Here is a 19,926-nt window from a genome sequence, read left to right as displayed (position 1 = left end):
GTGCTATAATCCTGCATACGCCAGAACGTTACTGCATGTATTTTTTAATGACTTCGGCTATTGCTTTATTATCCCTTAGTTGGGGCAGATATTCAAATAACACCACATGTTTTTGGGGATCTGCGGCGAGGCCCAGTTCGAGGTAATTCAGGGCTTCATTGTACCGGCCCACGGCAATCAGGTACGCCACCATGCGGTAGTATAGTTCTGCAGCGTCTGGATTGTTCTTAATGGCCTCTGCAATGGTCTCGATGGCCCGATCCAGCTTATTCCGTTCGTACAAAATGGATGAAAAATCCAGCCAGGCCTCTATATCCACCGGGTTAAGCTCCACCACTTTCTCATAAGCCAGCTCGGCCTCGTCCAGTTGTTTCAACTTATACCGTGCATCAGCGATGGCAAACCAATAGTCCGGATTATCCTGTTCGATATCGAGCGCTTTTTTGTAAAAGTGCAACGACTCAAAATACCGCTCTTCATAATCGAGCGTCACGCCGATTCCAAACCAGGCGTCGGCCAGGTTGGCATCAATCTTTACGGCCTTTTTATAATAAGACCGTGCCTCGTCCATTTGTTCCAGCTTCTCGTAGCATTCGCCGATGGCACAATACGTTTCGGCACCGGGTGGTTCGTATTCGAAAGTCTGCTTGTACACTTCAATGGCTTCACTGTATTTATCCATGTTTACCAGCGCATTCCCCTTGTTGAAATAAGCCGAGGCAAAGTTGTCCTTGATGAGGATGGCATAGTCATATGCATCGATGGCCTCGTCATACCGGCCCAGCTTATGGTAGGCATTGCCCAGGTTGTACCACCCCGCGTACGAGTACGGGTCGTTGTCTATATACTGTTTATAAAAGCCGATGCTCTCCTCCTGCCTATCCAGCACATCGTAGCAGAATGCCAGCTCATACAGCGCATCCTGGTTTTCCATGTTTTGCTGCAAGCTGCGTTTGAGGTAATGGATAGCCTTTTCATAGTCGCCCTTATTCTGGTACAAAAGCGCTATCTGCAAATAAATGTCGTCGGTATTTTCAGCAAGATCCAAGGCTTTATCCAAGCTATGGAATGCTTCGTCATAGCGCTCCATGTTGCCCAGGATACCCCCCTTTATGAGGTAAATGTCGCCTTCCGAAGGCTCCAGCGTTTCCGCTTTTTCCAAGGATTCCAGTGCGCGGGCAAACTGGTTGGTCACGGCAAATAACTGGGCCTGTTTGAGGAAGAAAATAGCGACAAAGGGGTGTTGGCTTACAGCATATTCCACCACTTGTAGCGCTTTGATGGGATCATTCTTGTCCATGTAATAGTCGATAATCCCCTCAAAGGCCTGTGTATCAAAAAAGTACTGATCCTTATTGCGAATCATTTCTTCATAACGTGCTACCGAAAACTTCGGATCTTCGGCAGGCCCATATTCGAAATCTTCTTCCATCTATTCTCCTAATTTTAAGAACTAATACGAGGTTTCACCCTCTTATGTCAGTCACAGTTTGATGATAACAAAATAGGAATTTGTTGGCTGATGTTGTCAACACAAGTTTTCAACAATTTAGCAGCACAATATCTAAACCACACAAAATCATTTAATTATCCGGTTGATAGTTGTCAATAACCTGATTGGGGTTTAAGCTGCGGTCATTCCTCTTTTGTTCATTTCCCACCATGTCTGCGTCAAATAATAATACAAAGATACACATAAAGAAGCGAAAAATACAGCAATGAAACATGGTTGTTGCGTTGGAGCATGTAAGTCCAAAAATTCGTAGATTTCCGCTATAAAAAAGTTCTCAATGGCTGCGGAGAGATCGATAAATTGCTTTATATGCTGCACGATTATATTGCATATAAAGGCGAATTTAGCTAAGTTTGGCTGAATGCATAAGCCCTTGTTGCGCATACTGATATACGTGTTGTTGGTTGTTGGATATTCCTTGCCCTTCCGGGGCATGGCGCAAACCATTCAGTTCCAGCAGCTGAATGTCGAAGATGGGCTATCCCACAACCACGTTACGGCCATCCTGAAAGATGAGCGAGGTTTCCTATGGTTTGGCACACCCGCCGGACTTAACCGCTATGACGGCCACGAGGTCAAGGTCTTTCGGCACATCGCCAATCAGCCCCACAGCATTGCAGACAATGATATATTGGGGTTATTCCTCGGCCCGCGCGAACAGTTGTGGGTAAAGACGAAGCTGGGTATGACCATTTATGATGATCGACGCGAACAATTTATCCGCAATGTGGATAGTGTGCTGCGATCAATGGGACTGCCTGTCGCGGAAGTACTGGACATTCGCCGTACCACCCGTGGCCGCAGCTGGTTTCTGCAGGTCGGTGGCTTGGTATCCAGCTACGAGGAGCGGGCTGGAGCCGTCTTTTCACACCCTTGGCCAGATCCGGGGGTTCCCGTCACCGGCATTGCGCTGGATCAGTCGGGCCACGCATGGACGGTCGATCAAAAAGGGACGGTCCGCCAAGTGGAGGGCACGCCATCGGTAAGCTTTCATTTGCAGGACAAAACCGTGGCCGATCAAGGAGGTGCCGATTTTCGGTTGTTCATGGATCGCAACGGCCAGCCCTGGGTATACGCATCCGGTCGTCCCCAGGGTGTCTATTGGTGGCCGGAAAAGCAGGCTTCCCCGATGCACCTCACGACGGCTTCCACCGGCATGTGGCTGAGCAACCCAATCATCTTCGGGATGGCCGAAGATCCTGATGGGCATGTTTGGGTGGCCACAGATCATGGGGGAATAAACGTGGTAGATCCCAAAAACCGGCACGTTTCATATTTGCTACATGACGCGTATGACGACCGCACCATTGGCCAGAACAGCATCATGTCGCTTTATTGCGATCGGGACGGGATCATGTGGGCGGGCACCTTCAAGCGCGGTGTCAGCTATTACCACTCCAGCCAAATCCAATTTGCGCTGCACCAGCGTCAGCGGGGCGTGGGCGATGCGGCGCTTCCTTTTGACGATATCAACCAATTTATAGAAGACCAGCGCGGCAATGTGTGGATCGGCACCAATGGTGGCGGGTTGATTTATTTTGATCGGCGGGCGAATCGGTTTACGCAATATCGGCATGACCCCAAGGATCCGCATAGCCTGGGCAGTGATGTGATTGTAAACCTGTATACGGATCGCCGCGGCGAGCTTTGGATAGGCACCTACTACGGCGGGCTCAACCGCTTCGATGGAAACCGGTTTGTGCGCTACATGCATGACCCCCATGACCCGGCGTCCATCCCCGACAATAGCGTGTGGGAGATTTATGAAGACAGCCAGGGCCGCTTTTGGGTAGGCACGCTCAGCGCCGGGTTGGCCCGGTTTGATAGGGAGACGGGTCTTTTCACCCGGCTGGGGTTCGGTGAGCAGGGGTTTACCCGGTCGGCTTACATTTCGGCCATCGCCGAAGATCGCGAGGGAGCGTTGTGGTTCGGTACCGCTTCCGGCATCGAATTGCTGACGCGGGATGGTACATTCAAGCGGTTTTCCTATGCAGAAAATAAGCCCGGGGCGATCAGCCATGACCACGTAAATGCAATTATTGAAGACAGTAGCCACCGCATCTGGGTGGCCACGCGGGATGGCCTCAACCTCTATGAGGCATCCAGCGGCACATTCAGGGCCTTCCACACGGAAGACGGCCTGCCGGACAATACCGTAGTAGGGGTTGTTGAAGATCGGGAGGGAACGATTTGGGCGAGCACCACGCGTGGGATTTCAGCAGGCAGGGAAGTGGAGGGCAGTCCGGGGCAGTGGCGTTTCACGAATTATGACCGCCGGGACGGCTTACAGGGCAACGCGTTCAACGAAGATGCCGTTAGCTTGTTATCCACGGGGGAGTTGTTTTTCGGCGGCCCATCGGGATTTAACATCATAGACCCCGCGCATGTACAGCAGCCCCCATCGCCCCCGGCACAGCCCCTCCTCACCGATTTCCAATTGTTCAACCGCAGTGTGGAAGCGTCGCAATGGCTGGATCGCGGGCGGATGCAACTTTCCCATGATCAAAACGTTTTGGGGTTTGTCGTCGCCTCGTTGTATTTCCTCAATAAGGATCGGGTCTATTTCCGGTACAAATTGGAGGGATTCGACCAAGATTGGTCAGCGATGGATCCCCGTACACGCAAGGTCACCTTCACCAACCTGGATCCCGGAGACTACCATTTCCAGGTAATGGTCTCCGGCGATGGTGAGACGTGGAGCAAGCCCTACAACTTGGCAGCAATTACCATCCTGCCACCTTTCTGGCGTACGGGGTGGGCTTACATGGCCTATGCCTTGCTCTTCATTGCAGGCATGCTGCTGATCCGCTATATTGAGCGCACACGCGAAAAAACGCGGTTTGCTCTCCAGCAAGAACGCCAACAAGCCCGTCAGCTTGCTGAGCTGGACAACCTGAAGACACTTTTTTTTACCAACGTGAGCCACGAATTCCGGAGCCCGATCAACGTGATTCTGGCTGCGTTGGACAAGCTGCACCGTGAGACACATTCAGAAGCCATTGGCCGCCACCTGGCCGTCGTCCAGCGAAATGCCCGCCGTTTGCTCCACTTGGTCAATCAGCTGCTTGATTTCAGGAAGGCCGATACGCATGAGCTGAAGCCTCATCTGGAACAGGGCGATTTGGCCAAAGCCGTCCGCCAGCACCTTGAATCGTTCAACGACCTTGCCGAAAACAAAAAGATAACCTATCGTTATTCGCTCAGCGATACGCGGTACGAGGCTTGGTTCGATCACGACAAGGTAGAGCGCATGCTGTTTAACCTGCTGTCAAACGCCTTCAAGTTTACGCCTGCGGGCGGCCAGGTGACGGTAGAAGCCATTTTTAAAGACACCATGAGGCTGGAGGTGCGCGATACCGGTATTGGCATACCAGAAGCATCGAGGGAACGGATTTTTGACCGTTACTTCCAGCACGACACGCCCGCCGACATGCTCAATCAAGGCAGCGGCATCGGCTTAGCCATCACCAAAGAATATATCCAATTGCTTGGCGGGCATATCCACGTGGAGAGTACGCCGGAGCAGGGAAGTGTTTTTACGGTCGTCTTGCCGCTTACATCCCCTTCCGGCCAGCCCCCTAAGAGCCAGCCGGATCCGGATGAAGGGGAGGGCAAGGTGATGAAGCGTATCCTGTTGGTCGAGGATGATGCCGATTTCCGGTTTTACCTAAAAGACAACCTGCACAGCAGCCTGACGGTTTATGAGGCTGGTGATGCGGTCTCGGGCTGGACGAAGGCATTGGCTGTACATCCGGACATCATCGTATCTGACGTCGCCATGCCCGGCGAAGACGGCCTCGCACTGTGCCGCCGCCTGAAGAGCGATCCACGGACCCGGCATATCCCTGTCATCCTGCTCACGGCGATGGATGACGAGGCCATGCAGCTGGCCGGCATCGAATCCGGAGCTACGGATTACATCACCAAGCCTTTCAATTTTGAGTTGCTGCGTTCCAAGCTCAGCAGCATCCTCCGGCAGAAAGACTCCATGGAGCAGACCTATAAGAAGCGAATCGATGTCCAGCCCGCCGATACGAAAGAAGCATCCGCCGATGAGCTGTTTTTGCGGAAAGCCTTTGAGACCGTCGAGCGGCATATCGACAAAGCCGGTTTTTCGGTAGAGACCCTGGCCGGTGCGATGAATCTGAGCCGGGTGGGATTGTACAAGCGGATACTGACGCTTACGGGACATACCCCCTCCGAGTTTATCCGCAATACCCGGCTCAGGCGTGCTGCCCAGTTGCTGGAGCAGTCGGGCATTACGGTAGCCGAAGTGGCCTATAAGGTCGGCTTCAGCAACCCCAAGCAATTCAGCAAGTATTTCAAAGCACTGTATGGCGTGGCTCCATCAGCCTACCGGAAATAGCCTGCTGCCCCCATCAGTTAACCAAACTACCCCCATTTATTAACATAAGACCCCCATTGCCTATTTCCCGCTGGTGTATCTTTGACCCGATAACCAATGCAGTAATCCGTTACCATTAGTGCCTTTTATGATAATATTTGGACGTTTACTTACCATCGATTTACGTTTATCTTTAGTTGCAGTGTTGTTTGTCGGCGCTGTCATGCCAACGATGGCTTTCCAATCCGGCCAGCCCACCATCACGCGCCACGAAAGCGGCATATCCCTTGCCTACCAGGGCATGGCCACGGCAGTAGATCAGGAATTGGCGCTGGATGTTATCACCGATCGGATTATCCACGTGGTTGCGCGCCCGCTGGGCAGCACCGTCCGGCCGAGCGCATCATTGGTTATCGTCGATTCCCTCCACCGCACGGTCGGCCCATGGCAGCTGGAGGAGACTGCGGAGCATGTGCTCTTAAAAACCACGGCACTGACCGCGCAGGTCACCAAGGCCACGGGGGTCGTCACGTTCCTTGATAAGCAGGGCCAGCCCCTGCTGGCCGAACGGCAGCGCGATGCCACCACGTTTGCCGAAGCAGCTTACGATGGCGATGCCTTTTACCGCGTGCGGCAGCATTTTACCGTTTCCGATGGCGAGGGGCTGTACGGCTTGGGCCAGCATCAAAACGGCGTGATGAACTACCGGGGCAGGCAGGTGACCCTGTTGCAGTACAACACGATGATCGGTGTCCCCTTCCTGCTATCCACCAATCAGTACGGCATCCTTTGGCACAACTATTCGATCACGAAGGCGGGTGACATCCGGCCCCTGCTGCCGCTTTCCGCCTTTCGGCTATATTCCAAGGAAGGGCAGCCGGGATGGCTCACAGCCACCTACCGCGACAAAGATCACCCCGGCACGGTATGGGCATCCCGTCCCGAGTCGGACATCGCGTACCTGTACCTTGATGATCAATCCCGGTTTCCGGACTCGGTCGATTTGGCCCGCAGCCAGGTTACCTACGAAGGGGAGCTGGAATCACCCTATAGCGGGCTGCACCGCCTGCACTTCAATTATTCCGGCTATGTCAAGGTCTGGATAGACGGCCAGTTGCAGGAAGATCGCTGGCGCGAATCGTGGAACGCCGGGTCTTTTGAGATCCCACTGGACATGCAGGCGGGCGAGCGCCATGCCATCCGGCTGGAGTGGCTGCCCGATGGCGGGCAGTCGTATCTCGGTATCCAGTGGCAGCGCCCCATACCGGCATCCGACCAGGCGCTCTTTTCGTTTGATTCCGAGGCAGGCGCTGGCGTGGATTACTATTTCGTCGCTGGCGACGACATGGATGCCGTCATCGGCGGGTACCGCCACCTCACCGGCCGTGCCCCCATCATGCCGCGCTGGGCCTTCGGCTACTGGCAGAGCCGTGAGCGGTACAAGACCCAGCAGGAGCTGGAGGAGGTCGCCCGGGAATTCCGCCGCCGCCGCATACCCATTGACAACCTCGTGCAGGACTGGTCATATTGGCCCGAGCACGACTGGGGGAGCCACACCTTCGATTCCGCGCGTTTTCCCGATCCCGAGGGGATGATCAAGCGGCTTCACGGCCAGCATTTCCGGCTGATGATCTCCGTATGGCCGAAGATCAACGAGGCGTCCAGCGTTTACCCCCATTTCCGGGACAATGGCTGGCTGTACATGCGCAACATCTACGATGGTCGGCGCGACTGGATTGGCAAGGGCTATACGTCCACCTTTTACGACCCCTTCAATGCCGGCGCGCGGCAGGGATTCTGGACGTTGCTGGACAAGCAGCTCTACCAGAAAGGCGTAGACGCCTGGTGGATGGATGCCAGCGAACCCGATATCCATTCGAACCTCAACATCGATGAGCGCAAGTCGGTGATGCAGCCCGCCATTGGATCATCGGCCCGGTACTACAACGCCTTCCCCCTGGAAAATGCACGCGGCATTTACGAGGGGCAGCGCCATACCGATCCCGAAAACCGGGTGTTTATCCTCACCCGTTCGTTTTTCGCTGGTCAGCAACGTTATGCCGCAGCAGCATGGAGTGGCGATATCTCGGCGCGCTGGCACGATATGAAAGACCAAATTGCCGCAGGCGTCAATTTTTCCATGTCTGGTACACCCTATTGGACGATGGATGCCGGGGGCTTCTTGGTCGAACGGCGGTTTCACCAGCCCAATGCCGATGATTTGGAGGCTTGGCGTGAGCTCAATGCCCGTTGGTACCAGTATGGGGCATTTCTTCCCCTATTCCGGGCGCACGGGCAGTTTCCATACCGCGAGCCGTTCCACATTGCGCCAGACGGGCATCCTGCATACAGCAGTATGCGCTATTACATTGAGCTGCGCTACCGGCTATTGCCCTACACCTATTCCCTGGCCGGAAACACCTACCTGCACCACGATACGATGCTCAGGGGCCTGGCCATGGACTTTCCCCGCGATACACGGGCATTGGACATCAACGATCAGTTTCTCTTCGGACCATCGCTGCTGGTGAGCCCCGTGACCCAGCCGGGTGCGACCTCACGCCCCCTTTATTTGCCCCAAGGGGCAGGTTGGTATGATTTTTACAGCGGAGAGTACCATCGCGGCGGGCAAATGCTGGAAGCGGCAGCGCCCTATGAGCGTTTGCCCCTGTTTGCCAAGGCAGGCAGCATGGTACCAATCGGCCCGGCGGTGCAGTATACCGACGAAAAGCCTGCCGACGAAATTACGCTTTGGGTGTACGGCGGGGCAGATGCCACCTTTACACTTTATGAAGACGAAGGAACCAATTATAATTATGAACAAGGAAAATTCAGCACGATCACCTTTACTTATTACGATAGTACCAAGACGCTGCATATCGGCAGCCGCAAAGGCACCTTCGAGGGGATGTTGGCGCGCCGGAAATTCCATGTCGTCTACGTACATCCCGATGCGCCACAGGGCGTCGCCACCACATTCCGCATCACGAAGACGGCAACCTATACGGGAAAGGAGGAACGAATTATCTTGAGTAAATAAGCCATAGAAATAAAAGAGTGTAGTTAAAATTCTTCAATTATAAACAAAAAACCATGCGATCTATTTTTTACAAACAGTACACGCGAAGGCTGCTGCAGCTCACCATAGGCTGCCTGGCCTTACCTATTTCGGTACCTCCCGGTACCGCTTTTGCATACGAGCACGCTGCGCTTTCATCACGGGCCTATGCGCCGCAGGAAGCGGTCAGCGGCACGGTCGTCGATGATACCGGTGCGCCGCTGATGGGCGTCACCGTCAGCGAAAAAGGTACGGCCACATCCACGACGACCGATGCCGACGGCAACTTCCAGCTCACCGTATCCTCGGGCGATGCCATCCTCGTCTTTTCATCGATAGGTTTCGCCCCGCAGGAAATCGCCGTCGGCGGTCGGCAGACCATCAATGTGGCGCTGGAAGCCGAGGTCAATCTCCTTGAAGAGCTGGTGGTCGTCGGGTACGGCACGCAGAAAAAGAAGCTCACCACGGGTGCCACGGTACAGGTGAGCGGAGAAGACATTGCCAAGCTCAGCACCACCAACGTGGTCAATGCCCTCCAGAGCCAGTCGCCCGGTGTGCAGATCACGCAAGGCTCCGGCATGCCCGGGCAAGGATTCAAGGTCAATATCCGCGGTATCGGTACCATCGGCAATTCGCAGCCGCTCTACGTCATTGACAATGTCATCGGCGGCGACATCAACAGCCTGAACCCGTCGGATATCGAATCCATCGACATCCTGAAAGATGCCGCTTCGGCAGCCATCTACGGTGCCCGGGCCGCCAACGGTGTCGTGCTGGTCACCACCAAGCAGGGCAAATCCGGCAAGGTAACGCTCAACTACGATGCTTTCGTCGGCTGGCAGAATGCCTATAAGTTGCCGCCCTTGCTCAATGCCAAAGAATACATGGCCATCCAGGATGAGCGCATGTTCAACGAAGGGTTGGCTCCCTACGATTGGGCCAGTTTGATTCCCAACCAGTACCAGCAGATCCAGGATGGGACATGGAACGGCACCAACTGGCTGAAGGAAATCCATCAGGACAATGCGCTCACGCAAAACCACGCCATCAACCTCACGGGCGGTACGGATCGGTCTACGTTTGCCCTGGGCTACTCCGTCGCTTCGCAAGACGGTATCTTCGGCAAGCCCGTAGCACCCCATTTCAACCGGCATACCGTCCGGATCAATTCAAACCACGTCATCCTGAAAAACGATGATTTTGATATCCTCAAATTTGGCGAAAATCTCACCTATACCTATCGCACCACCGGCGGTATCGGCATCGGCAATATCTATTGGAACGACATCAACAACATGCTGAAGGGCAATCCGCTGATGCCGGTCTACAACAGCGACGGCGACTATTATGATCAGCCGAGCAAAGTAGCCGATGGCTGGGCATTTGACGGTGCCACGGTCAATCCCATTGCAGACATGGTATACCGGCGGGGGCAGAATACGAGCAAAAACCACTCCGTGATGGCCAATGCCTTCATGGAGCTGCAGCCCATCAAAGACCTGCGTTTCCGCAGCAATTTCGGCTATCGGCTCAATGCATCGTCATACCGGTCGTATACACCCGCTTTCCATTTGTCTACCACGTCGATCAACGACATTGACGATATTTCGCAAAACCAGAGCCTCAACTATGCTTGGACGCTGGAAAACACGCTGGCCTACCAGCGTACCTTCGGCGGCGGGCACCACCTGGATGCCGTCATCGGCCAATCCATAGAGCGCTGGGGTATCGGCGAGAACCTGAGCGTCACCACCTCCAACTCCTCCTTCCCCGGCAGCTGGAAGCAAGCCTACGTGGGCAATTGGATGGCCTTCCCCGGGTTTACGCCCACCATCGGCGGCGGGCATGACCTTGAAAATAATTTTGCCGCATTTTTCGGACGCGTCAATTACAACTACAACGAAACCTACATGGCCACGCTCATCCTGCGGGCAGATGGGTCGTCCAACTTTGCCCGGGGCAATCGCTGGGGTTATTTCCCATCGGTATCCGCAGGCTGGATTGTCACCAACGAATCGTTTCTGGAATCCGTCGACGGGCTCAATTTCTTGAAATTGCGCGGCAGCTGGGGCCAGAATGGGAATGCCAGCATCGATCCCTTCCAGTACCTGGCCACCATCGCCATCGATAGCCAAAACGGCTATTATTTCGGCAACGACAAAAACACCTTGCGCAACGGTGCCTATCCGGATATCCTGCCCAATCCGGCGGTCTCCTGGGAAACGTCCGAGCAGCTCAACATCGGGTTTGATGCGCGCTTCGCACAAGACCGCCTGGGCGTGGTCTTCGATTGGTACCGCAAGTCTACCATCGATTGGTTGCTCCAAGCCCCTGTACTGGCCATCTATGGCACTTCGGCTCCGTTTATCAACGGGGGCGACGTAGATAACCGCGGGGTGGAGCTCGGCTTGAACTGGAATGAAACCCGGGGCGACTTCCGCTACGGTATCAATCTCAATGGCGCTTACAACCGCAACCGCGTCGTGCGGATCGCCAATACCGAGCAGCTCATCGAAGGGCAGGCCAACGTATTGAGCCAGGGCACGCTGCCCATGTACCGCGCACAAGTGGGCTTTCCGATAGGCTACTTCTACGGCTACAGGACGGACGGCATTTTCCAGACCGAAGCACAAATTGCCGATTACCGTGCCCAAGGTCATGGCGTACTATCCACGGCGCAGCCCGGCGATGTCATCTTCGTAGATACCAATGGCGATGGTGCCATCACCGATGCAGACAAGGTGCAGATTGGCAATCCGCATCCCGATTTTACCGCAGGCTTCAACCTGTCGCTCGGCTACAAGGGAATCGATCTGAGCGTCACCGCCTTTGGTGCATTCGGGCATCAGATTGCCAAGTCGTACCGCTCCTTTGCAGACAGCCCGCTGCAAAATTACACCACGGAGGTGTTCCAGCGCTGGCATGGCGAGGGCACGTCCAACCGCTATCCGCGGCTGACTAATGGTAGCCATACCAATTACCAGTACGTTTCCGACATTTATATCGAAGATGCCGATTTTGTCAAGATCCAAAACGTCACGTTGGGTTATAATTTCAAGTCCCTGTTTCCAAAATGGCCGCTTGGCCAAGCCCGCATCTACGTATCGGCGCAAAACCTGTATACGTTTACAGGCTACTCGGGTATGGATCCCGAGATCGGATACGGCGACGAGCAGGGCTGGGTGTCCGGTATCGACCTGGGCTTCTATCCCAGCCCCCGGAACATCATCGTTGGATTAAATGTCAACTTCTAATACTGAAAGAACATGAAACGGATTTTCGCTATTACACTATGCGTCATCACGCTATCCAGCTGCGAAAGCTTCCTGGATACGGAGAGTTATGACAAAAAAAATACGGGCAATTTCCCGATTAACGTCGCTGATGCCGAGCAGATGGTCACCGGCATCTATTCCACCTTCAGCCGGGCCATTTCCGATGCGGCGCACACGCATTTCTATGCCGCAGAGCTTGCCTCGGACGACCGCTTTGGCGGCGGCGGCGAAAACGATCGCGACATGCACGGACTTGATCACCTGATGAATACCCAGCCCAACCGCTTTTTGCCCTTCTGGCGGGCCCGCTATCAGGGCATCTTCCGTGCCAATACGGCCATTGCCACGATGGACAATGTGACCGGCTGGGACAACGAATCGCAGCGCAACCAACTGCTGGGCGAAGTATATTTCCTGCGGGCGCTGTTTTACTTCGAGCTTTCCCAACTCTTCGGTGAAGTGCCGCTGGTCATCGTACCGGAGGCCGAAAACCTGCCCAAATCACCAGCCGCCGACACCTACGCACAGATCGGTGCAGACCTTCAGCAGGCGATATCGCTGCTGCCGGCCACGTCCTACACCAATACCACGGTGGGCCATGCCACCCGCTGGGCCGCCCAGGCGTTGGCAGCACGGGTATTCCTGTTTTACACCGGGTATTATGAGCAAAACGCATTGCCCGTAGCCGGGGGCGGTGAGATCACACAGGCACAGGTGGTCAGCTGGCTGGACGAGTGCATCGCCAGCAGTGGCCATGATCTGGTGGGAGACTTCCGCAACCTCTGGCCGTATACCAACGAGTATACCGCAGCAAATTATGACTACGTGCGGGAAAACGGATTGCATTGGGCCGGTGATGGCAACCAAGAGACCGTGTTTGCCGTCAAATTCGGCACGTTGGTCGATTGGGGCGACCAGTATACGCTCGGCTATTCAAACCAGTATGTCCTCCACTTCGGCATGCGGTCCAACAATGGGCAAGCAGGCACCTTCCCCTTCGGGCAAGGCTGGGGTGCCGGTCCGGTCAATGGCCGGCTGTGGGATCAGTGGCGCCAAGCCGAGCCTACTGACATCCGGCGCACGGGATCCATCATCAATGTGGATGCCGATCTGGAAAGCTACATCTACGGAGCCGATTCGCAGATGGAAGAAACCGGTTTCTGGCAAAAGAAATACATACCCATCACTGCATACCGCGATGGCACGCTGCTGCCTTCGTATGCGATTATGGCCGATGGTGCGCCCACGGACATGCAGCTGGCCCATACGCAGGATCTGGTGCTGATCCGCTTTGCCGACGTCCTGCTGATGCATTCCGAGCTTACCGAAAGTGCCGCGGGGCTCAACCGTGTGCGTGCGCGGGTAAATCTCGGCCCTGTAGCCTATTCATTGGACGCTTTGAAGCGCGAGCGCCGTTGGGAACTGGCCTTCGAAGGCCTCCGTTATTTCGATCTCATGCGCTGGCATGATGCGGCGACTGCCCTTGCTGCACAGGAAGGCGCAGCCATCAAAAATAAGGGCATAGACACCCAGATGCGGGGCTTCGGTGGCGGATACCGTGCGCGCTACGAAGCCACGGGGGGCTTCTGGCCGATTCCGCAGAATGAAATCGCACTTTCAGATGGAGTATTGACCCAAAATGCCGGATGGGGTACCCCAGAAGCTGAATTTCCGGGCTGGTAATATTAATGTAAGAAGACAATGAAGACATATAGCAAATACAGTTTGTGGTTTGTACTGCTACTGATAGCGGCATTTTCGGCCTGCGAACCCATCGAAGACCGCATGGAGATGAGCGGAGCGATCACCGCCGAGCAATTGGATATCACGGCCACCCTCTTGCAGGTCGATGGCAAAAACTCCAACAAAGTGGTGCTGGACAATAAAAGTCCGGTACTTTCCTCGTGGGATTACGGTTCGGGTGTTACGCAGCGGAAGACCGATACCGTCCTGCTGGTTGCCACCGGCGAAAACGAAATCCGCTTCACCGGACTCAATGCCGACGGCACGAAGATCACCAAGACGCTCACGGTGAATGTCGATGAGCTCACCTTTGAGGTCCCGTTGGAGTGGGGCTACCTCACCGGCGGATCCGAGAAGACCTGGGTGTGGGACGATACCCGGCCCGCCGTATGGGGCAATGGTGGCTACATGGGCGATAGTGCACCCGCTTGGTGGGCCCTGCCGATTAGCGATATCGACGGGCAGGCCGCCGGCGAAGGTGCCGGGGCCGAGATGGTCTTTTCGCTGAGCGGCTCGCGCCTCACCAAAGTTAAGTCCAGCGGCGAGAGCCAGACCGGCTCCTTCGCATTCGATATGAGCCAGATCATTACGCTGGACAATGGCAACGTATGGGCCAAGGGCAAGCTCACCACGCGGGGCGTCACCGTGTTATGCGGCATTTCGCCCAATGAAGGCAACGCGCCGGTCTACGAGTACAGCATCTTGATGCTGGATGACGACCATATGGTGCTGAGCTACTCCGCTCCCGGCACCGGAGCTTGGGGCGAGGCGTGGTTTTGGATGTTCAAAGCGGTGGATTAATTATTTGTGCTGCTGATATCGAATTCCCCGGGGCGAGAAGTCGCTCCGGGGATTTTTTATGGTAAGGAAACAGGCTATGAATGCGCATCTTAAAATTTTATGCGTATATTTGTGGCTGTAGAAAATAAAACGATGAAGGCGAGAGTAAATTTAACCATCGAGGAAGGCTTACTGGAAAAAGTAAAAAGCTACGCAGCAAGCAGGAAAAGCAGTGTCTCCGAACTGGTAGAAAATTATTTCAGGACGTTTGTCCAAGCGCCTCCGCACAAAAGCATCGTTGCTATCATCGAGGAACTTCCCAAACCTGATTTGCCTGCCGAAGGCGATTTAAAAAAACAATATATGGAAGAAAATGCAGGCAAGTATGGCTTTTAAGGTATTTTTGGACGCCAATATTATACTTGATTTTGCCCTTCGGCGAGCGCAGTATGAGCAAGGCAAAACCATCGTATCCTGGGCTGAGCAGGGAAAGCTTATCGGCTTTGTTTCGCCTACCGTGGTACAAATCTGTTCTTATTGGACGGCAAAAGCTTACGGAATCAAAAAAGCAAAGGAAATCATGGCGACCTTGCTGACATTCACCCACGCGGTCGATACCCCGCATGAAACCGTACTTGCAGCGCTTCACTCTTCCATGGATGATATTGAAGATGCGCTACTTTATTACACCGCTTTGCACCACGGTATCGACTATGTCATCAGTCAAGACCGTGCATTCCAACAGGCGGCACTTCCTTCGTTACCGGTGATTTCCCCCACAGATTTTATAGCGTTGGTGCACTGAGGCCAGTGGCCCCAGCAGCCGTTTGTCATTGAGCAACCGTTTGCGTACCGCACACCCTTGCCCTATTGAATTTCTTTTCTTAGTATTGTGATAGATGGATCAGACCAACGCAATACCATTACCCGCGCGCGTCCTTTCGCTGGATGTCATGCGGGGATTGATCATGATCTTGCTGGCCGCCGAAGCCTGCGGGCTCTACGAAGCCCTCGCCCATGCCTTTCCCGGCGGTGTAGCACATGCCGTGGTGGGCCAGTTTTTCCACCACGAGTGGCATGGGCTCTACGCCTGGGACCTCGTGCAGCCCGGCTTTATGCTTATTGCGGGCACTTCCCTCTACTTTTCTTGGCTGCGCAAATCCCTGCACGGCGTCAGCTGGTCGGCCAATTTCAGGAGCGTAGCCTGGCGGTCGCTGAAGCTATTTGGCTGCGGGGTGGCCCTGCATTGCGTGTATTCCGGCAGGTTGGTTTGGGAGCTCTGGAATGTGCTTACCCAGCTTGCCGCCACCACGCTGATCGCCTACCTAATCATCCGTTGGCCAGCGGTAGGACAGCTGCTGTTTAGCCTGGGGTTGCTCCTGCTTACCGAGTGCCTGTATCGCCTGGTGGCCGTACCGGGCTATGACCAGCCGTTCGTCAAGGGCGAAAACTTCGGCACCTATGTCGACCACCTGGCCATGGGCAAGCACAATTCCGGCGGTTGGGCTGCCATCAACTTCCTTCCCACGGCCGCCCACACTATTTGGGGTGTGCTGGTGGGCAAGCTGCTGGCCAGCAGCCAGCCTGTAGCGATCCAGCTTAGGAAACTGTTGATAGCGGGTATCGTTGGCCTCGCGGCCGGTTACCTGCTGGATTGGACATCCGTGACGCCCATCATCAAACGCATCAGCACCTCGTCCTTTGTGCTGGTATCCGGCGGCTACATCCTGCTTTTTATGGCGCTCTTGAGGTGGCTGGTCGATGTGCGGCAGTACGACCGCCATGCGTGGGTGTTTACCGTGGTGGGCATGAATCCCATTTTTATTTACCTATTTTTCGAGACCGTGGGCAAGCAGTGGTTCAATGGCACGGTCGGCATCTTCGTGGGCGGTACATTGGAATTATTGGCCGTGCCCGCAAGTGCCATTGCTATCGTAGTAGCGCTGGCTGCCCTATTTCTGGAGGGGCTATTGTGCTACTGGTTGTACCGCAAGCGGATCTTTTTCAAGCTGTAATAGCCACCTACCGAGACCATCCCATCACCATTCGCAAAAAAAGTAAAAAAATCCCTTTGGCGATTTAAAATTAAATGCATCTTTGTGGCAATTACAAAAGCAACTAAGATGCGTTTGTAACGAGCTTTTTATCTCCATTGTTACATTATGCTAAAGGCTACCCACTTATCCAAGGTATATCAGGGCAACCAAGCTCTTATCGATCTCAATCTTGACGTGCAGCAAGGCGAGATCTGCTGCCTGCTCGGCCAGAACGGCGCGGGCAAGACGACCACGATCAACCTGTTTTTGGGCTTTATCCAGCCCAGTGCGGGGGAGGCGAGCGTAGCTGGTCTGCCCGTCGTTTCCGGAAGCCGCGACTACCTCCGGCATCTCGCCTATATCCCCGAGGTGGTGCATCTCTATGCACACATGAGTGCACTGGAAAATCTTGATTTTTTCAGTCGGCTGGCGGGTTTCCGTTACAGTGTGGTTCGCCAGCAGGAGTTTTTAGAACGGGCCGGGTTGCAGCCGGAAGCCTTTGAACGGCGTTTGGGCGGTTTTTCCAAAGGCATGCGACAGAAGGTAGGCATTGCCATCGCCATTGCCAAAGACGCCCAAGCCATCCTTATGGATGAGCCCACCAGCGGCCTGGACCCCCGGGCTACCGAAGAGTTTTCGGCAATCTGCAAACAGCTTGCCGCCGACCAGCGGACCATACTGATGGCCACGCACGATATCTTCAATGCCGTGCATGTGGGCCATACCATCGGCATTATGAAGCAGGGCCGCCTGATACACCGCTTGGTCGCATCGAGTGTCTCGGCGGCTGAGCTTCAGCAATTATACTTAGCGACCATTTAACTTACTTCAATATTCCAAATTTAACCATGAAACGATTTTTTACCGCATTACTGTTTTTCATCGCTATCGGTGTATCCGCCCAGTCCGGCGGCACCATTACGGGAACGATTTTGGACGCCAACGGCAATCCGTTGCCGGGCATCAACATCGCGATTGACCCATTATCCCTCCGCACGGCCACAGACGCAGAAGGCCAGTATCACATCGCCCAGGTACCTTCCGGCAACCATACGCTCACGGTATCCGGCGTGGGGTATACCTTGCAGAAAAAAGATATCCGGGTCGATGGCCGGCGGCTGGAGCTTGATTTGGTGCTGGACGTGGCCAACCGCACGCTCACGGAGGTTGTTGTTTCCGGCACGCGTGGTAGGCCTGTACTATCATCAGCGGTGACGCGCGATGCCACAGCCTTGCGGGATATTCCGCAGAGTATTCAGGTGGTCGATCAAGCCACCATACAGGAGCAGCAGCTTTTTACCATTGACCAAGCACTGAAAAATGTGGCCGGCGTAAACTTATCCGCGAGCTACGGCGCTGTGAATATGCGCGGGTTTAACACCAATGCCGGGGCGTTCCTGACCAATGGCATCAAAGGTTCGCCATATCCCGAAGGGGTGATGCCGCTGCTTGGCAATGTAGAGCGCGTGGAAGTCATCCACGGCGCTTCAGCCATCTTGTACGGCGAGGGATCGGTAGGGGGCAATATCAACCTGGTGACCAAGCAGCCCAAACCCCAGACGACGGCCAACGTGTCATTGGGTGCCGGCAACCAGTCGCTCTTCCGTGGCCTGGCAGACGTCACGGGAAGCATCAATAAGCAGCAGACGGTATATTTCCTGCTGGGCACCGCCTATCAGCATGGCGGTCGTTTTACCCAGCATTTTGACAACGACAACCTGCAAGTGTACGGTTCGCTGAAGTGGGATGCCTCCGCGCGTACGTCCTTCCAGTTGAATGCCAATTACAGCCGGGATCGCAGTACCGGCACGTGGCTGCCCGGCATTCCGGTGCTGCCCGGTCTTGACCTATTTTCCCTGCCCACCGATTTCACGTACTACGGTTCGGATGGCCGCTACGAGGGAGATTCCTACCAGTTCCAAGGCATCGTGAAGCATCGGCTGAGCCCCACTTGGGATGCGCAGCTGCTGGTGGGTGTGAGCCAGAGCCGCGCCGACAGGCGCGAATACCGGCTTTCCTGGGATTATGATCCAGCAACAACCGAGCTTGGCCGCACGTATGCCAGCCAGCAGCTCAATTCGCCGACGACCACCATCAACCCATTTGTCACAGGCACCGTGAGCACGTTTGGGGTGGCCAACCGCATTACCGCGGGAGCCGATATTTCCTACAACAGGAGCAACTACCCGCGGGGTATCCGCTCGTACGCGGCCGATCCGTTTCTGATCAATGCCCCGGATTACGATCCGGCAGCAGCAGGCACGGCCAATTCGTGGAGCAGCGCCTGGGAGAAATTTACCTACAATACAGCGGCGGCGTACGTACAAGACCATATTACGATTACCGATCAATTCAAGGCCCTGCTGGGACTTCGCTATACCAATTACTTTATGCGCTACAGGGCCGTAAACGATGCGGGTGAGGTGACCAACGATGAGCGGCCGGAGGTGACCGAGTCGATTACGCCCCGTGCAGGGCTGGTATACCAGCCATGGGCGAGCACAAGCATTTATATCGACTATAACCGCGGCTTTATCCCGCAGTACAGCAATGAGCGGAAGTATGGTGGGCCGTTTGATCCGGAGACCTCCCACCAGTTTGAGCTCGGCTATAAGGGCAGCTACCTGCACAACCGCCTGCATCCCAGCATTGCGGTTTACCAGATCACGAAGCGCAACGTGCTCAAGTATTACCAGGATGAGGCCCTGCCCAATGGGTTCGGCTATCGCCCGCTTGAGCAGGTCAGGAGCCGCGGCATCGAGCTGGGCCTCAGCGGAAGCATTACAGACGAACTGTACCTCATTGCCAACTACAGCCACAACGAGACGATCATCAACAAGAGCGACGATCCCGCCGAGATTGGCGCAGGCTTCTACAACGCCCCGTCGGACGTGGCCTCGGCGTGGCTGAGCTACACCTTGCGGAAAACCGCGCTGAAGGGACTTTTTGCCGGCGTCGGGTTCAACTACGTAGGTGACCGCACGGCTTATTTCGGCGAAGCACCGGGATATACGCTGCTCGATGCCGCTATCGGTTACCGCTATGCGCAGTTTACCCTGCAATGCAACGGGAATAACCTGGCAGACCGCAATTATGTGTATGCTGGCGGGTATGCCGATTATACGCCCGGCTCGCCCAGGAATTTCATGGTCACACTGTCCTATTCATTGAAGTAA

Annotated in this window: 11 protein-coding genes; 10 read left to right on the top strand and 1 reads right to left on the bottom strand. The window is 54.9% G+C overall.

The genetic code is table 11. The features are described from left to right. Window positions 1-28: 28 nt before the first annotated feature. Entirely contained in the window at window positions 29-1,432 is a 1,404-nt protein-coding gene (locus BMW65_RS13855; protein WP_090606240.1) for a tetratricopeptide repeat protein, read from the bottom strand. 442 nt (window positions 1,433-1,874) lie between these two features. Here BMW65_RS13855 and BMW65_RS13850 point away from each other — a divergent pair, with 442 nt between their 5' ends. From BMW65_RS13850 to BMW65_RS13805, 10 genes are all read left to right on the top strand, one after another. Further along, entirely contained in the window at window positions 1,875-5,879 is a 4,005-nt protein-coding gene (locus tag BMW65_RS13850) for a hybrid sensor histidine kinase/response regulator transcription factor (RefSeq protein ID WP_090606239.1), read from the top strand. 127 nt (window positions 5,880-6,006) lie between these two features. Further along, window positions 6,007-8,898, top strand: coding sequence for a TIM-barrel domain-containing protein (locus tag BMW65_RS13845; RefSeq protein WP_245747642.1), 2,892 nt, complete (start codon window positions 6,007-6,009; stop codon window positions 8,896-8,898). Between the two features lie 53 nt (window positions 8,899-8,951). Continuing rightward, on the top strand, window positions 8,952-12,170 hold the full coding sequence (locus BMW65_RS13840) for a SusC/RagA family TonB-linked outer membrane protein (protein WP_090606236.1): 3,219 nt from the start codon (window positions 8,952-8,954) through the stop codon (window positions 12,168-12,170). 12 nt (window positions 12,171-12,182) lie between these two features. Next, window positions 12,183-13,874 (top strand): RagB/SusD family nutrient uptake outer membrane protein, encoded by a 1,692-nt coding sequence (locus BMW65_RS13835; protein ID WP_090606234.1) that lies wholly within the window; start codon window positions 12,183-12,185, stop codon window positions 13,872-13,874. Between the two features lie 18 nt (window positions 13,875-13,892). Continuing rightward, window positions 13,893-14,735 (top strand): hypothetical protein, encoded by an 843-nt coding sequence (locus BMW65_RS13830; RefSeq protein WP_245747641.1) that lies wholly within the window; start codon window positions 13,893-13,895, stop codon window positions 14,733-14,735. A gap of 132 nt (window positions 14,736-14,867) precedes the next feature. Then, on the top strand, window positions 14,868-15,110 hold the full coding sequence (locus tag BMW65_RS13825) for a DUF6364 family protein (RefSeq protein WP_090606233.1): 243 nt from the start codon (window positions 14,868-14,870) through the stop codon (window positions 15,108-15,110). After that, window positions 15,100-15,519, top strand: a complete 420-nt coding sequence (locus BMW65_RS13820; RefSeq protein ID WP_177181136.1) for a type II toxin-antitoxin system VapC family toxin — start codon at window positions 15,100-15,102, stop codon at window positions 15,517-15,519. The genes BMW65_RS13825 and BMW65_RS13820 overlap by 11 nt, the downstream gene beginning before the upstream one ends. Before the next feature lie 94 nt (window positions 15,520-15,613). Further along, window positions 15,614-16,729: an acyltransferase family protein gene (locus BMW65_RS13815; protein WP_090606230.1), complete on the top strand. Its 1,116-nt coding sequence runs from the start codon at window positions 15,614-15,616 to the stop codon at window positions 16,727-16,729. Window positions 16,730-16,876: 147 nt separating this feature from the next. Then, window positions 16,877-17,572, top strand: coding sequence for an ABC transporter ATP-binding protein (locus tag BMW65_RS13810; protein ID WP_090606228.1), 696 nt, complete (start codon window positions 16,877-16,879; stop codon window positions 17,570-17,572). A 26-nt stretch (window positions 17,573-17,598) separates the two neighbouring features. Next, a complete protein-coding gene (locus BMW65_RS13805; RefSeq protein WP_090606227.1) occupies window positions 17,599-19,926 on the top strand; it encodes a TonB-dependent receptor in 2,328 nt (775 codons plus the stop codon).

It is taken from the genome of Parapedobacter koreensis (assembly GCF_900109365.1).
GTDB lineage: Bacteria > Bacteroidota > Bacteroidia > Sphingobacteriales > Sphingobacteriaceae > Parapedobacter > Parapedobacter koreensis.
This window is presented reverse-complemented; position numbering and strand designations above follow the sequence as displayed.

Coding starts and splice junctions, on each gene's coding strand:
- BMW65_RS13845 (WP_245747642.1), top strand. CDS start 6,007: ATGATAATATTTGGACGTTTACTTACCATCGATTTACGTTTATCTTTA.
- BMW65_RS13830 (WP_245747641.1), top strand. CDS start 13,893: ATGAAGACATATAGCAAATACAGTTTGTGGTTTGTACTGCTACTGATA.
- BMW65_RS13810 (WP_090606228.1), top strand. CDS start 16,877: ATGCTAAAGGCTACCCACTTATCCAAGGTATATCAGGGCAACCAAGCT.
- BMW65_RS13855 (WP_090606240.1), bottom strand. CDS start 1,432: ATGGAAGAAGATTTCGAATATGGGCCTGCCGAAGATCCGAAGTTTTCG.
- BMW65_RS13825 (WP_090606233.1), top strand. CDS start 14,868: ATGAAGGCGAGAGTAAATTTAACCATCGAGGAAGGCTTACTGGAAAAA.
- BMW65_RS13805 (WP_090606227.1), top strand. CDS start 17,599: ATGAAACGATTTTTTACCGCATTACTGTTTTTCATCGCTATCGGTGTA.
- BMW65_RS13840 (WP_090606236.1), top strand. CDS start 8,952: ATGCGATCTATTTTTTACAAACAGTACACGCGAAGGCTGCTGCAGCTC.
- BMW65_RS13835 (WP_090606234.1), top strand. CDS start 12,183: ATGAAACGGATTTTCGCTATTACACTATGCGTCATCACGCTATCCAGC.
- BMW65_RS13815 (WP_090606230.1), top strand. CDS start 15,614: ATGGATCAGACCAACGCAATACCATTACCCGCGCGCGTCCTTTCGCTG.
- BMW65_RS13850 (WP_090606239.1), top strand. CDS start 1,875: ATGCATAAGCCCTTGTTGCGCATACTGATATACGTGTTGTTGGTTGTT.
- BMW65_RS13820 (WP_177181136.1), top strand. CDS start 15,100: ATGGCTTTTAAGGTATTTTTGGACGCCAATATTATACTTGATTTTGCC.